The sequence below is a fragment of the Allobosea sp. TAF32 genome, from assembly GCF_052113585.1.
Classification (GTDB): Bacteria; Pseudomonadota; Alphaproteobacteria; order Rhizobiales; family Beijerinckiaceae; genus Allobosea.
The window spans coordinates 292,478-307,184 of record NZ_JBFRDM010000004.1; the positions used below are offsets into that span (position 1 = coordinate 292,478).

Here is a 14,707-nt window from a genome sequence, read left to right on the forward strand (position 1 = left end):
GGTCGCCAAGCATGGACTGGTTGCGCTTCTTCCTTCTCGCCGTGCCGCTCATCGCGCTTGCGGCCAGTCCCGCCCTGCCGCAGGAGGCTGCGCCGCCCGCCCGCATCGCGCTGGTGATCGCCAACGGCACCTACCCCGACGCCGCCGTCGCGCAGGCGCCGGCAGAGGGGCGGGCGGTCGCTGCGGCCCTGCGCGACGGCGGCTTCGAGGTGATCGCGATCGAGAACGGCGCCCGTGCGGAGACGCGGCAGGCCATCGCCGAATTTGCCGGCAAGCTGCGGCCCGGTGCGCAGGCCGTCGTCTTCTATTCCGGCCATGCCGTGCAGCAGCGCGACCGCAATTTCATCGTGCCGATGTCGCCTAACCCTGTGCAGGACGCGGTCGATCTCGACGAGGTGATCGACCCGCTGATCATCGCCAAGCCGTCAAGCGCCCTCGTGCTGATCGACGCCAGCCGCGACAATCCCTGGCAGGCGCGGGGCAGGGGCCTTCGCGCGACCGAGCCGCTCGAGACCGTCGCGGTGATGTTCACGGCCTCGCCGGGAAAGACGGTCGCGGATTCCGGGCCCCGCGGGAACCACGCGGTCGAGGAATGGCTGAAGGCGATCCGCACGCCCGGTCTCGACATGGCGGCGGCTGTCGTCCGCGTGCGCGACGCGGTGGCGCGGGCGAGCCGGCGCAGCCAGCAGATCTGGCTTTCATCCGAACCGCCGAAGGGGCTGGTGGTGACACCTGTCGGCCAGCCCGTTGCGGTGGCGCAGGCGAGCCGCGCCGTCATCCTGCCACCGACCGGACCCGACGCCTCGCCGGACGCCTTCGAACTCGCCTTCTGGGAATCGATCCGCAACAGCGAGAATGCCAGCGAGTACCGCGCCTATCTCGACGCCTATCCGAATGGCCGCTTTTCGACGCTGGCGCGCACCCGCGAGCAACTCTACCGGGGCAAGCCCGGGGTGTCTGCAGCCTCGGTCGCTCCGCCCCCGGCTGCGGCAACGCCTGCCGCACCGGCGCCGAAGACCGGACCGATCCGCGATTGCAGCGACTGCCCCGAGCTGACGGCGATACCGCCCGGCTCCTTCCAGATGGGCTCGAACGATCTCTATGAGTTCGAGAAGCCGGTTCACCCCGTCACCATTCGCGGCTTCTATCTCGGCACGCGCGAGATCAGCCTGGATGAATGGGACCGCTGCGTCAGCGAGGGCGGCTGCAACTACCGGCCCGACGATCGCGGCCTTGGGCGCGGCAAGCGCCCCGTCACGGATATTCACTGGAACGACGCCAACGCCTATCTCGCTTGGCTCTCGGCCAAGACCGGCAAGCGCTACCGGCTGCCCAGCGAGAGCGAATGGGAATATGCGGCTCGCGCCGGCACGACGACGACCTATCCATGGGGCCAGACCGTGGAAAAGGACCGCGCGAATTGCCTGGGCTGCAATGATCGGCCACTCCGGAGCGCCGTCCCTTCAGGCCAGTATCCGCCCAATGCCCTCGGCCTCTACGACATGGCCGGCAATGCGGCCGAATGGGTCGCGGATTGCTGGAGCGAAAGTTATCGCAATGCACCGCGCGACGGCAGCGCCTATGTGGTGCCCGGCTGCCGCGAGCGCGTGCTGCGCGGAGGCTCCTTCAACAACGATCCACGCTATCTGCGCTCGGCCGCCCGCTTCAAATACGAGGCCGATGTGCGCTTCTATACAAACGGCTTCCGCGTGGCGCGCGATCTCTGACCAGCGGCGAAATCGCGGATGGGATGGCTCGTTCGGAAAGTGCCTGTAGGCCCGCTGATCATGGGCGGGCGCTGTTCAGTCGAGCAGAATCCGGCGGATTTCCTTCCAGCTTTCCGCGTCGGGCGCGCAGAGCAGCCCGGCCGGGCGCTCGGTTGCGGAATAGCGCCGGCCATCGAGCAGTCGTGCATGGCCACCGGCTTCGCCGTAGAGCAGCACGCCCGGCGCGTGGTCCCAGGGGTTGAGGACGCCGTAGAGCAGGAACTGGCAGCGTCCCGCAGCGGCCAGCCGGTACTCCTGGCCGCAGCAGCGCAGCGACCCGACTTCGAGGAAGGCCGGGAAGCGGCCCGGAAGCGTGCCGCGCATCGGCTCCGGGAAATACTGCCAGCTCGCCATGCCGTTCATGTGCCGCGTCGGGACGGCCGGGGCGACGCGTAGGTCGCGGCTGAAGCCATCCGCACGCCTTAGCCATGCACCTTCGCCGCGCAGCGCCATGGCGCTGTCATCCGCGACCGGATCATGGATCACGGCGGCGGCGATCTCGCCCTTGACGATGACGGCTGCCATCACCGCGAAGAGCGAGAGATCGCTGGCATAATTGAGCGTGCCGTCGATCGGATCGATGACGAAGGCGAGATCGGCATCGGCCAATTGCCCGAGTAGGGCGGGGTCCTTGGTCACCGCCTCCTCGCCGACAAGCGCCGCGCCCGGAAAGGCCTTCGCCAGCTCGGCGCAGATGAAGCGCTCGGCCGCCTCGTCGGCCTCCGTCACCAGATCGCCGGGTGCCTGCTTGGCGCGGATGTCGCCATCAGCCAACCGGCGAAAGCGCGGCATCACCTCGCGGCGAGCCGCCTCGCTCAGGATCGCATGGAGCCGGTCGTGGTCCTGCCGGGTGAAGATCATCCGAGGTCGAACTCGACCAGGATCGGCTGGTGGTCCGAGGCCCGCGTCTCGACGTCGTAGACGATGGAGCGCGCCCGTGCGGCGAGATCCGGCGTCGCCAGCACATAATCGAGGCAACCGGGCGGGCCGTAGGTCTGGTCGCAGATGAAGGCCGATGGCGGATGCGGCGCGTCGCCGCGCAGAACCGGCCAGAGATCGACCAGCGGCGGCACATCGCCCTCGAACGGCGCGAGCAACTGCGCCAGCCCGGCATCATCCGGGCGCATGTTGAAATCGCCGGTCAGGATCGCGCTCGCGGCGTTAGGCGTCGGAGCATAGGTGTGCGGACCGGGCGCTCGCGGCGTCGCCTGTCGCGCAGCGGCCATGCGGTGAACCTGCCGGATGCCCTCGACCTGCGCGGTGCGCAGCATGGAAGAGGAATATTCAAGATGCGTCGTCATCACCCGGATCGGCCCAAAGGGTGTCTCGACCATCGCCTCGACCAGCACGCGCGGCATGTTGCGCGTCGCCGCCGCTTCCCAGGGCAACAGGTGGCGCAGCGCCTGCGCTACCGGCAACCGCGTCAGCAGAAGGTTGCCGAAGCGCTTGCGCCCGCCCTCGCCATCCGGGACATCGACGCCAACAGCCTCGATCGCGGTGAAGCCGGGAAGGAGCTCGCTGAACAGGGCGAACTGGTCGGTGCGGTCGTTGCCGTCGAGGTCGGGGAAGTTGGCCGCGACCTCCTGCAGGCAGAGCACGTCGAAATCGGCCATCTGCCGGGCGTGGTCGATGATGCGGCGTGGATCGACGCGCTCGTCGACGCCGCGTGCCCACTGAATGTTCCAGGTGATCAGCTTCAACGGATCAGCCTCGATGTCACTTGATGCCCGCGCGCATAAAACTCTGCACGAACTGGCGCTGGAACAGCAGGAAACCGACGAGCAGCGGCGCCGAGGTCATCAGTGTCGCCGCGCAGATGATCGCCCAGTCGATGCCTTGGTCTGCCGAGGAGAAGACCTGCAGGCCGACAGTCAGCGGCCGTGACTCCACCGAATTGGTGACGAGCAGCGGCCAGAGGAAGTTGTTCCAGTGATAGCTGACCGAAACGAGGCCGTAGGCGATGTAGGTCGGCTTCGCGAGCGGGACATAGACCCTCATCAGCACCTGCAGCGGGTTCGCACCCTCGACGCGCGCCGCGTCGTCCAGTTCCTTCGGCACGGTCTTGAAGGTCTGCCGCAGCAGGAAGATGCCGAAGGCCGAGGCGATGTAGGGCAGGGCGATCGCCGGGATCGTGTCGATCAGGTTGACCTTGGCCAGCGTGCGGTAGTTCTCGACGATCAGCGCGTCCGGCATGATCATCAGCTGCGCCAGGATCAGCACGAAGGCGACGTCGCGGCCCCAGAAATCCTGCCGCGCCAGCGCATAGGCTGCGAGCGTCCCCAGCACGAGCTGGAAGGCGAGGATCATGGTGACCAGGATGAAGGTGTTGAGGAAATAGCGGGCGAAGGGCGCCGCGGCCCAGGCGCGGGTGAAATTGTCCAGCGTCAGCGGCGCAGTCAGTACGAAGCGCGTGGTGTATTCGGCCGGGTGGAACGCGGCCCAGACGGCATAGGCCAGCGGCAGCACCCAGATGAGTGCGAGCAGGATCGCGCCGGTGGATTCCAGCGTGAGCGAGAAGCCTTTGGGCGCGTAAGGGTCTGTGCGCGTCGGGGCGCTCATCGATAGTGCGTCCTGCGTTCGAGCCAGCCATACTGGACGAACGCGACCAGCGCGAGCAGCACCAGCAGCACGCAGGTCAGCGTCGCCGCGTAGGCCGTGTCCCAGAAGCCGAAGCCGACCTGATAGATGTAGTAGAGCAGCAGCGTGGTGGCGTTGTCCGGCCCGCCGCGCGTCATCACCACGATATGGTCGACCATGCGGAAGGCGTTGATCACTGCGTTGATCAGCACGAACAGCGTCGTCGGCATCAGCAGCGGGAACTGGATGCGCCGGAAGAAAGTCCAGCGCGAGGCGCCTTCGATCGCAGCCGCTTCGCCGAGGCTGGGCGGGATCGCCTGCAGCGCCGCGAGGTAGAAGATCATGAAGAAGCCGGCTTCTTTCCAGATCGCGACGACGGTGATGGCGTAGAGCGCGGTGTCCTGCGATCCCAGCCAGTTGGTCGAGCGGCCGCCGAACAGGCCGATGATCTGTTCCAGAAGCCCGTATTGCGGCGTGTAGAAGAACAGCCAGATATTGGCGACCGCGATCATCGGCAGGATCGTCGGCGTGAAAAAGGCCATGCGGACCAGCGTCCGCCCCGCGATCTTGTCGTTGACCCAGACCGCCATCAGCAGCGCCAGCGCGATCGAGGTCGGGATGGTGCCGAGCGCGAACCAGAAATTGTTGCTCAGCGCCTTCCAGAAGATCGGGTCGGCCAGCATCTGCTGATAGTTGTCGAGCCCGACAAAGCGCGCCGGGCGGCGCGCTTTCGGGGTCGAATAGAAGCTCTCGATGAAGCTCGCGACCGCGGGCCAGTGCGTGAACAGGGCCAGGCACGCCATGGCGGGCAGCAGGAGCAGCCAGCCATGAATGGTCGCGGTCGCGCGGTTCGTCATCGAGAGTTCGGTGTCCGGGTCAGCGGTACGGCTTCAGGATGCGTTCGGCCTCGGCCTGGGCATCCTCCATCGCCTTCTGCGGCGTCTTGGTGCCGGTCAGCGCGGCCTGCAGCCCGTCGTTCAGCGCCTTGGTGACGCGCTGGTTCTCATGGGTCGAGAGCTCGGCGACCGCGCTCGGCAACTGGTCGCGCGCGACCAGCGCCTGCGGGAAATCGGCGACGTATTTCTTCATCGCCTCGGTCTCGTAGGAGGCCGGTGTCACCGCGACATAGCCGGTATCTGCGCTCCACTGGGCGGCGCGCTCGGGCGTGGTGATCCAGCGCACGAACCTGAAGGCGGCTTCCTGCTCGGCCTTGGTCGCCTTCTTCGACAGGTAGAAATTGCCGCCGCCGGTCGGGCTGCCCGGCTTCTTGCCGGCCGGCAGAACCGCGACGCCGAAGGGGAACTTGGCATTGGCGCGGACATTGGTGAGGTTGCCGGTGGTGGTCCACATCATCGCGACCTTCTTCTCGAAGAAGTCGCGCGGCGTGGTGCCCCATTCGACGATGCCGGGCGGGTGAACCTTATACTTCTGCGCGAGGTCGACCCAGTACTGAAGGGCCTCGACGACGCCTGGATTGGCATAGTCGGTCTTGTCGCCCGCGGCGTTGGCGAGGATTGCGCCGGCCTGGGTCGAAAGGCCCTGGAACAGCCAATAAGGGAAGCCGGAGGATGGGATCTGGATGCCCCATTGCGTGACGTTGCCGGCGGCGTCGCGCTTGGTCAGCTTCTGCGCGAACTCGAGCTGTTCGGCCCAGGTCTTCGGCGGCTTCTCGGGGTCGAGCCCGGCTTCCTTGAAAAGCTCCTTGTTCCAGTAGAGCACCACCGTGGAACGCTGGAACGGGATGCCCCAGGTCTTCTTTTCGTTAGGGTCCTTGCCGCCGGTCTGGCTGTTCTCCATGAAGCCGGGGAAGAAGCTGGCCAGCCACTTCTTGTCCTCGTCGGTCTTGACGAAGTCGTCGAAGGGAACGATCGCCTCTTCGTCGATCAGCGTGAACATGTCGGTCGAGAGCAGCACCGAGAGCACCGGCGGATTACCGCTCTTGTGCGCGGTCAGCGCCTTGACGATGGTCTCCTGATAGGTGCCGGCATAGATCGGCTTCAGTTTGACCGAGGGATTCTCCTTCTCGAAGCCGGCGGCATAGGCGTCGATGAGCTTGGTGATCGGCCCGCCCACGGCGACCGGGTAGAAGAAGGAAAGCTCGGTGCTCTGCGCGCGGGCGATGCCGGGCAGGGCGGTCGCGCCCGCGAGAGCGGCGGTGCCGCCAAGGAATTCACGCCTGTCCATAATGTCCTCTCTCCCTTGCTGGGATGGTTCGAGCGTCCGACTCGCGCGGCCGGTTCAGTCCCGAACCACCTTTCGTTCCGACGCCAGATCGAACCAGTGCAGCGCCGATTGTGACAACGTGATGTAGATCTGTTCGCCGGCTGTGACACGCACTTTGCCGGGGCGCTTGACGATGAAGGAATGGCCGTCGACGCGGGTCTCGATCAGCGTGTCCGAGCCGAGATATTCGACCGCGACGACTTCTGCCGCGACGCCGCTGTCGCCGATCTCGATCATCTCCGGGCGGATGCCGACCGCAAGCCCCGCCGGATCGAGGCCAACAGGCTGGGTCAGCGCGCCGCCGCGCCCCTGCACGGCGGTGAGCGGCAGCACGTTCATCGGCGGCGTACCGACGAAGCGGGCCGCGAAGATCGTCTCGGGGTTCTCGTAGAGCACATCGGGCGGGGCGTCCTGCTCGATCTTGCCGTTGCGCATCAGTACGACCTGATCGGCCATCGTCATCGCCTCGATCTGATCATGCGTGACATAGACCATGGTCATGCCGAGGCGTTGCTGCAGCTCCCGGATTTCACGGCGCATCTCGACGCGCAACTGGGCATCGAGATTGGAGAGCGGCTCGTCCATCAGGCAGACCGGGGCCTCGGCGACGATGGCGCGGCCCAGTGCGACGCGCTGCTGCTGGCCGCCGGAGAGCTGGGAGGGCTTGCGTTCGAGTAGGGCGGAGAGCCCGAGGATCGAGGCGGCGCGGGCCAGGCGCTCGTCACGCTCGGCGCGGGAGACCTTGCGGACCTTGAGCCCGAACAGGATGTTCTCGGCCACGCTCAGATGCGGAAACAGCGCGTAGTTCTGGAACACCATGGCGATGCCGCGTCGCGAGGGCGAGGCATGCGTGACGTCGCGGCCACCGATCGAGATCGTGCCGCTGCTGGTGTCCTCAAGCCCGGCGATCAGCCTGAGGGTTGTCGACTTGCCGCAGCCGGAAGGGCCGAGCAGCGCGACGAGGTTGCCGCCTGCGACGGTGAAGCTGATGGCATCGACGGCCGCGGCTCCGCCCCAGCTCTTCGAAACGGTCTTGAGCTCTACCGAAACCATTCGCAACCCGCCGTCCCAGCAATCCATATCGTGCCGACGCTGGACGTTGCGACTGTCGGCTAGGTGACGGGCCGAACTTGAAGATAAAATTCATGCGGAGACAAGAGCGGCGCCAAGCCTGACCACACGTTCCTGCGCGGGGGAAACGGGAGGCTCGCGCTGCGCGCGCAGCGTTGGAGGTCCAGGGTCCGCTCCATGCGGCCGCTTTGTGGCTGGCGCATGCATTATTTGCATCGCCGTGACGCCGGCTTACGAAATTGTTTGCGTCCCGGAGATCGTCTAGAGCGCATTCTGCATGCCGGTTAGGAATCGTTCCGGCCGCGCGTGCTGGAAGGCTCCGCGATGACCACCAGCGCACAGACCGCCTCCTTGCCTCAGCGTGCCATGATGCCGGTGCTGATCGCGCTCAGCGTGACGCATCTGCTCAACGATATGATCCAGTCGCTGATCCCAGCGATTTATCCGATCATCAAGGAGGCCTATCGCCTCGACTTCGGCCAGATCGGCCTGATCACGCTGACCTTCCAGGTCTCTGCTTCGCTGCTGCAGCCGGCCGTCGGCCTCTATACCGACAAGCACCCGATGCCCTATTCGATGGTTGCGGGCATGGGCTTCACGCTGGCCGGGCTGATCGGCCTCTCCTATGCCGGCAGCTACGGGCTTCTGCTCCTGTCGGCAGCCTGCGTCGGCATCGGCTCGTCGATCTTTCACCCGGAGGCGACCCGGATGGCGCGCAACGCCTCCGGTGGGCAGCACGGCTTTGCGCAAGGCATCTTCCAGGTCGGCGGGCAGACAGGCGGCGCGCTCGGACCGCTGCTTGCTGCCTTCATCATCGTGCCGCGCGGGCAGGGGAGCCTCGCCTGGTTCTCGGTTGCGGCGCTCGTCGCGATGATGCTGATGATCTGGACGGCGTCGAGCTATGCCCGGCTGGACCGTGCGCGTCCGTCCAAGCCCGCTGCAACATCAGGCGCCCGGCCCGCCCGGCCCGGCCGCCGCTCGGTCGCCTTCGCCATCACGATCCTGATCGTGCTGCTCTTCTCGAAGAACGCCTATACCGCGAGCTTCACCTCGTTCTACACCTTCTACCTGATCGGCAAGTTCGGCATCTCCGTGCAGAATTCGCAGGTCATGCTGTTCCTGTTCCTCGCCTCCTCGGCTGTGGGCGCTCTGGGCGGCGGCATGCTGGGCGACCGCATCGGCCGCAACAAGATCATCTGGTTCTCGATCCTGGGCGCGCTGCCCTTCACCTTGATCCTGCCCTATGCCGATCTGTTCTGGACGGGCGTTCTGACCGTCGTGATCAACCTGATCATGTCGAGCGCCTTCGCCGCGATCCTGATCTACGCGCTCGAATTGCTTCCCGGCCGCGTCGGGCTCGTCGGGGGCTTCTTCTATGGGCTCTCTTTCGGGCTCGGCGGCTTGGCGGCGGCGTTGCTAGGCGGATTCGCGGATATCCTCGGCATCGAGACGGTCTACAGGATCTGTTCCTTCATCCCGCTGGTCGGCCTCCTCGCCTGGTTCCTGCCGCGTCTCCACGACACCGCCGGGGCGCGGCCGGCGCATTGATGCAGGCTGCGCTGAGCTCGTCCGGCATTGACCTCCGCAACGGTCGGCTCCCGACCGATCCCTGCGCCGCACTCATTCAGGTCATTTCGCTCGCGGCAATGGGGTGACCGGCACAGCGCGCCCGCAGCGCCGCCAGCGTGACCTGACCAATGGGCCGACCGTGCTCGTCGACAATGGTCGCGGCGTCGCGGCCTTCCGCGAGCAGCGCCGACAGCACTCCCCGGAGCGGAAGGGAGCCGGGAAGCTCGAAACCATCGGAAGCATAGCCCGGCTCGACGGCGTCGGCGGCGTTGACCAGTGAGAGCCGGCGCAGCGCCCGGTCGGCGCCAACGAAATCGGCGACGAAATCGTCGGCCGGTGCGGCGAGCAGACGATCGGGCGTGTCGTATTGGACGAGCTTGCCGTCGCGCATGATCGCGACGACGTCGCCCATGCGGATGGCTTCGTCGATGTCGTGGGTGACGAAGATCACGGTCTTCTTCAGCCGCTTCTGGATCGCCAGGAACTCATCCTGGAGGTGGCTGCGGGCGATCGGATCGACCGCGCCGAAGGGCTCGTCCATCAGCATCACCGGCGGGTCGGCGGCCAGAGCCCGCGCCACGCCGACGCGCTGGCGCTGCCCGCCCGAGAGATGGCGCGGGTAGCGCGGCAGATACTGCGCCGGGTCGAGGCCGACGAGCGCCAGCATCTCCTCGCTGCGAGCCCTGATGCGGGAGGTGTCCCAGCCGAGCAGCTTCGGCACGGTCGCCACGTTCTCGGCGATCGTCATATGCGGGAACAGCCCGACCTGTTGGATGACGTAGCCGATATGGCGCCTGAGCTCGACCGGGTCTGCCTGGGTGACGTCGCGGTCGCCGACGAAGATGTGGCCTGAACTCGGCTCGATCAGCCGGTTGATCATCCGCATCGTCGTGGTCTTGCCGCAGCCGGACGGGCCGATCAGGACGCAAAGCTTGCCGGTTTCGACGGTGAGATCGAGCCCGTCTATGGCCGGGCGCGCTGCGCCGGAAAAGTGCTTGCTGATCTGTTCGAGCCGGATTGTCATGCGCTTTCCGTTTGCAGGCGGCGGGTTGTCAGCCGCTCGAGGCCCGCAAAGAAAATCTCCGTCCCGAAGGCCAGGGCTGCGACCGCGACGGCCCCGGCGATCAGCTGCGGGAAATTGAAGTTGGCCATGCCGCTGGTGATCAGCTCGCCCAGCCCGCCGCCCCCGATGAACGCGGCCAGCGTCGCAGCCGAGACGATCTGGACGGCCGCGGTGCGGATGCCGGCGAAGATCACGGGCAGAGCGAGGGGGATCTCGATCCGCCTCAGCAACTGGGCATCGGACAGCCCCTGGCCGCGCGCCGCGTCGACGATGTCGGCATCGACCCCGGTCACTCCGGTATAGGTATTGAGCAGCAGGGCCGGCAGGCCATAGAGCGTCAGCGCCACGACCGAGGGCGGGAAACCCGTTCCCAGGACGGGCAGCATGAGGACGAGCAGCGCCAGCGAAGGCACGGTCCTCAGGATGTTGGCGAGCGCGATGGCGGGCTGAGCCCAGCTGCGATGACGGGTCAGGGCAAGGCCGCCGGGCAGGGCGATCAGCAGCACGGCGGCGAGGGATGTCGCGCTCAGCCAGAGATGGTCCTGGATCGCGGAGACGAAGCTCTGCGGATGTGCCGAGATCCAGCCGAACATCAGGCTTGCTCCGCCTGATGGGCGCGCACCCAAACCTCGAACCTGCGCAGGCTCTCGTCGCAGAAGATCGCCAGCGCCGAGGTGACGACGGCGCCGATCACGACCTTTTCGCCGAAGTCCTGGGTGATGCCCTGGAAGATGATGTCGCCGAGCCCGCCGGCATTGACGAAGGCGGCGACGGTGGCGACCGAGACCTGAGTCACCACGGTGATGCGGATGCCGGCGATGATCACCGGCAGCGCCAGCGGCAATTCGATGGCGAAGAGGCGGCGCCATTTGCCGTAGCCCATGCCATCCGCCGCATCGAGGATGTCCGGTGGGATTTCGCGCAAGCCCGTCGCGGTGTTGCGGATGATGATCAGGAGCGCATAGGCGACGAGCGCCACGATGGCCGGCCAGAAGCCGAGGCCGAGATAGGGAATGAGCAGCGCGAAGATCGCCAGGGCCGGCACGGTGTAGAGCCCGCCGGCGACCAGGAGGACGCCGAGCGCCAGACGCGGGCGCCGCGCGGACAAGACGCCGAGCGGCAGGCCGATCGCCAGCGCGATCAGGAGGCCGGTTCCCACGAGCTGGATATGTTCCCAGAGCGCGAGAAGCAGGCGGTCGTAGTTCTCGATCGTCCAGGTCATGAGAGGACCGCCGGGGCCGAACGCTTACAGACCCTTGGCTTTCAGGAAGTTCGCCGCGACGGTGCGCGGCTCCTTCTTGTCGACCTCGACCTGCCGGTTGAGCTCCTGCATCACGGCGTTGTCGAGCAGCGCGTTCACCTGCTCCAGGGTCGCGACCACCTTCTCGTTCTTCGCGATGTCCAGGCGAACGACAGGCGCCAGGAAATAGGGCGGGAACAGGCCCTTGTCGTCGTCGAGCGCGACGAACTTTTCGGCCGCGATCTGCCAGTCGGTCGAGAAGCCGTTGGCGATGTCGACCTGCTTCTGCGTCAGCGCGTCGTAGCGCAGGCGCAACGCTGCGAACTGCTTGAACTCGCGGAACTCGGCGCCATAAACCTCCTTCAGCCCGGCGAGGCCGTCGCGCCGGTCCACGAATTCGGTGCCGGCGCCGAGACTGAGCTTGTTCGCGACCTTGCCGAGATCGCTGAGGGTCTTGAGGTTGTATTCCCTGGCCGTCTCCGGCCGGACCACGATCGCATAGCCGTTGTTGATGTTCGACGGCTTCAGCCAGGTCAGGTTGAACTCCTTTTCGTAGTAGGCCTTGACGATCTGACGGACCTTCTCGGGATCCGTCTCGGTCGTCGTCGCCTTCATCACCGCGTTGAAGCCGGTGCCGGTATATTCCGGATAGAGATCGATCGCGCCGCTCTTCAGAGCCTCATGCGCGACCAGCGTGCCGCCGAGATTGATCTTGCGCTCGACCTTGAAGCCGGCCTTCTCCAGCGCGGCGGCATAAAGCTCCGCCACGATGAACTGCTCGGTGAAGTTCTTCGAGCCGATCTTGATGGTCTGGGCCGTGACGGCCGTCACGGATGAGACGATGAGCGCGGCAGCGGCGAAGAGCATGGAGATGGGACGCATGGCGGTAAGCTCCTGAGCGTCGGTGGATGACAGGCTAGCAAGCGGGGCGGCCGGTGCAAGCGATAGCGCAGGAAATTGCCCTGCCGTGGTGGCTGGTGACCGATAGGCTCATGCGCGAACTATCCGGTGGGCGGCGGGTTCCGTTCCCCGCCTCGGACGGCTGCCGGCAAACTATTCTCAATCGGCGCGAGCGGGCACACCCAGGCGTCGGAATGGGCGCAGGATGGAAAGTAGGCGAAGTTGAAATCGAGGATCAGCCGGCCGTCATCGGTCTTGCCGAGGTCGGCGCTCTTGATCGTGTCGAGGAGATAGCGCCCGGCGGGATAGGTTTCGTCGCGGTTCGTCAGGTCGCCGAAGGGCAGGAAGAGGCCGCCGCCATAGCCGGTCATCCAGTAGAGTGTGAGCTCCTTGCCGAGCGCGGCACTTAATCCGTCGGTAAGCGCGAACGGGACGAGCCGGACCGCCTCGTCCTCGCCGAGCCGGATGTCGATCGCCTCGCGATCGCCGGTGCTCTGCAGGCCGACATCGAAGCGCAGTGCGGGGTCGTAAGGGAAGCAGTCGATGCCGCGGAAGCCGGCGCGCCGTTCCGGCGGGAGCGGCGACTGGGCGTGTTCGCGAAAGAGCCGGTCGCGCGTGCTGCGCCAGTGCTCCCAGCCCTCGCGTCCCGGCATGGAGCGGACGGTCGCATAGAGATCGGCAACCTGCCGCCGCCAATCGTGCAGGCTCGAGAACTGCCGGAGTGTGCCGGCCGTTGACCTGAGCGGTTCCGGCAATGCGTCGGCCATCGAGATACCTCCGCGTTCGGACAGTTGCGGTCGCCCCGGCGGTCAGCTGCCATGGACGGATCACACAGAAGCGATGACTCGGTGTCACCTCATGTCAGTGGGCCCCCTTTGCACCAAGGCCATGGTTCAAGTGATCGGCCGCAGATCGCCGAGCACGGTCGGGATCAGCTCCGAGACGGTCGGGTGGATCGGCACGGCCCATTGCAGGGTCGGGTAGGGGGCGCCGGCGTTCATCATGTCCAGGACGCCGTGGATCGCCTCGTCGCCGCTGATGCCGAGGATCGCGGCGCCGAGAATCCGCTTCGTGTCGGCGTCGGCAACGACCTTCATGAACCCCTTGGTCTCGGCCCGTTCTACCGCGCGGCCCACCCGCGTCATCGGCCGCTTGGAGACCAGCAGGGGGCGCCCGGTCTTGCGGGCCTCGGTCTCGGTCATCCCGACACGGCCGAGCGGCGGGTCGATATAGAGCGCATAGGCGGGGATGCGGTCGCTGACGCGGCGGCTCGCGCCGTCGAGGAGATTGGCCGCGACGATCTCGAAGTCGTTATAGGCGGTGTGGGTGAAGGCACCCCTGCCGTTGCAGTCGCCCAGCGCCCAGATACCGGGAACGGAGGTGGCGAGGCCGTCGTCCACGGTGACGTAGCCCCGGGCATCCGTCGTCACGCCGGCCCTGTCGAGGCTGAGATCGTCGGTGTTCGGCCGGCGGCCCACCGCCAGCAGGACGTGCGAGCCGACGACCTCGGGGGCGCCGGCGGTACAATCGACGCCAACAGCCACGCCGTCCGGGTGCGGCTTGAATGCGATGCAGGTCGCGTTCGTGCGAACCGCGATCCCTTCGTCCGTCAGGATCTCCCGGATGGCATCGGAGACGTCCTCATCTTCACGCGCGATCAGCCGCGGCCCCTTCTCGACGACCGTGACCTCCGCGCCGAAGCGCCGATACATCTGCGCGAATTCAAGGCCGATATAACTCCCGCCCACGACGACCAGATGCTTCGGGACGGTGCCGAGCCGGAGAATGGAGGTGTTGGTGAGGTAGTCGACCGCTTCGACGCCCGGCATGTCCGGCACGCTCGCACGCCCGCCGACATTGATGAAAATGCGAGGCGCTCGCAGAAGGGCCTCGTCGACGCGGACGCGGTCAGGGCCTTCGAAACGCGCATGCCCCAGGAAGACTGTCACCCCGTCCATGCCGCGCAGCCAGGTCTCGACGCCCGTGCGGGCATTGATCGTGACGGTGTTGGCGCGGGCCCGAACCCGCTCCATGTCGATCCGGATCGGGCAGTCGATCGTGAGCCCGTACTCGGCGCCGCGGTTGGCCTGATGCGCGGCATAGGCGCTTGCCACGAGTGTCTTGGTCGGCATGCAGCCGGTATTGACGCAGGTGCCGCCGAACAGGTGGCGCTCGGCGAAGGCCACCTTCATCCCCGAAGCGGTCAGCCGTGCCGCGAGGGAAGGGCCAGCCTGCCCGGCCCCGATGATGATGGCGTCGAAGCTTTGCTCCATGGCGTGAGCCTCCATCCTTGCTGCG

Annotated in this window: 14 protein-coding genes; 2 read left to right on the forward strand and 12 right to left on the reverse strand. The window is 66.5% G+C overall.

Annotation, left to right across the window (positions count from 1 at the left end; translation table 11 throughout):
- Nucleotides 1–11 precede the first annotated feature (11 nt).
- Nucleotides 12–1,727 carry an SUMF1/EgtB/PvdO family nonheme iron enzyme gene (locus tag AB4Z16_RS11385; protein WP_441511454.1) on the forward strand — a complete coding sequence of 572 codons (1,716 nt, stop codon included), beginning with the start codon at nt 12–14 and terminating at the stop codon, nt 1,725–1,727.
- Between the two features lie 75 nt (nt 1,728–1,802).
- On the opposite strand, the gene AB4Z16_RS11390 is transcribed toward AB4Z16_RS11385, so the two are convergent.
- Genes AB4Z16_RS11390 through AB4Z16_RS11415 form a run of 6 tightly spaced genes read right to left on the reverse strand, consistent with a single transcriptional unit; the run spans nt 1,803 to nt 7,619 of the window.
- A complete protein-coding gene (locus tag AB4Z16_RS11390) occupies nt 1,803–2,627 on the reverse strand; it encodes an inositol monophosphatase family protein (protein ID WP_441511455.1) in 825 nt (274 codons plus the stop codon).
- A complete protein-coding gene (locus AB4Z16_RS11395) occupies nt 2,624–3,466 on the reverse strand; it encodes an endonuclease/exonuclease/phosphatase family protein (protein WP_441511456.1) in 843 nt (280 codons plus the stop codon). Before AB4Z16_RS11395 ends, AB4Z16_RS11390 begins: the two co-directional genes overlap by 4 nt.
- A 16-nt stretch (nt 3,467–3,482) precedes the next feature.
- On the reverse strand, nt 3,483–4,325 hold the full coding sequence (locus AB4Z16_RS11400) for a carbohydrate ABC transporter permease (RefSeq protein WP_441511457.1): 843 nt from the start codon (nt 4,323–4,325) through the stop codon (nt 3,483–3,485).
- On the reverse strand, nt 4,322–5,200 hold the full coding sequence (locus AB4Z16_RS11405) for a carbohydrate ABC transporter permease (protein WP_441511458.1): 879 nt from the start codon (nt 5,198–5,200) through the stop codon (nt 4,322–4,324). The genes AB4Z16_RS11400 and AB4Z16_RS11405 overlap by 4 nt, the downstream gene beginning before the upstream one ends.
- 19 nt (nt 5,201–5,219) lie before the next feature.
- Nucleotides 5,220–6,527, reverse strand: coding sequence for an ABC transporter substrate-binding protein (locus AB4Z16_RS11410; RefSeq protein WP_441511459.1), 1,308 nt, complete (start codon nt 6,525–6,527; stop codon nt 5,220–5,222).
- Between the two features lie 54 nt (nt 6,528–6,581).
- Complete coding sequence (locus AB4Z16_RS11415; protein WP_441511460.1) at nt 6,582–7,619, reverse strand: ABC transporter ATP-binding protein; 1,038 nt, start codon at nt 7,617–7,619, stop codon at nt 6,582–6,584.
- A gap of 342 nt (nt 7,620–7,961) precedes the next feature.
- Between AB4Z16_RS11415 and AB4Z16_RS11420 the strand changes: the two genes are divergently transcribed.
- Nucleotides 7,962–9,185: an MFS transporter gene (locus tag AB4Z16_RS11420; RefSeq protein ID WP_441511461.1), complete on the forward strand. Its 1,224-nt coding sequence runs from the start codon at nt 7,962–7,964 to the stop codon at nt 9,183–9,185.
- 76 nt (nt 9,186–9,261) lie between these two features.
- Here AB4Z16_RS11420 and AB4Z16_RS11425 read toward each other — a convergent pair whose 3' ends face one another.
- From AB4Z16_RS11425 to AB4Z16_RS11450, 6 genes are all read right to left on the reverse strand, one after another.
- Nucleotides 9,262–10,230, reverse strand: coding sequence for an ABC transporter ATP-binding protein (locus AB4Z16_RS11425; protein WP_441511462.1), 969 nt, complete (start codon nt 10,228–10,230; stop codon nt 9,262–9,264).
- Nucleotides 10,227–10,862, reverse strand: coding sequence for an ABC transporter permease (locus AB4Z16_RS11430; RefSeq protein WP_441511463.1), 636 nt, complete (start codon nt 10,860–10,862; stop codon nt 10,227–10,229). The genes AB4Z16_RS11425 and AB4Z16_RS11430 overlap by 4 nt, the downstream gene beginning before the upstream one ends.
- The gene (locus tag AB4Z16_RS11435) at nt 10,862–11,491 is read right to left on the reverse strand and encodes an ABC transporter permease (protein ID WP_441511464.1); all 630 of its coding nucleotides are present in this window, start codon (nt 11,489–11,491) and stop codon (nt 10,862–10,864) included. Before AB4Z16_RS11435 ends, AB4Z16_RS11430 begins: the two co-directional genes overlap by 1 nt.
- 24 nt (nt 11,492–11,515) lie before the next feature.
- On the reverse strand, nt 11,516–12,391 hold the full coding sequence (locus AB4Z16_RS11440) for a glycine betaine ABC transporter substrate-binding protein (protein ID WP_441511465.1): 876 nt from the start codon (nt 12,389–12,391) through the stop codon (nt 11,516–11,518).
- A gap of 119 nt (nt 12,392–12,510) precedes the next feature.
- Nucleotides 12,511–13,176: a DUF1684 domain-containing protein gene (locus tag AB4Z16_RS11445; RefSeq protein ID WP_441511466.1), complete on the reverse strand. Its 666-nt coding sequence runs from the start codon at nt 13,174–13,176 to the stop codon at nt 12,511–12,513.
- A 126-nt stretch (nt 13,177–13,302) separates the two neighbouring features.
- A complete protein-coding gene (locus AB4Z16_RS11450; RefSeq protein ID WP_441511467.1) occupies nt 13,303–14,682 on the reverse strand; it encodes an FAD-containing oxidoreductase in 1,380 nt (459 codons plus the stop codon).
- Between the last annotated feature and the right edge of the window lie 25 nt (nt 14,683–14,707).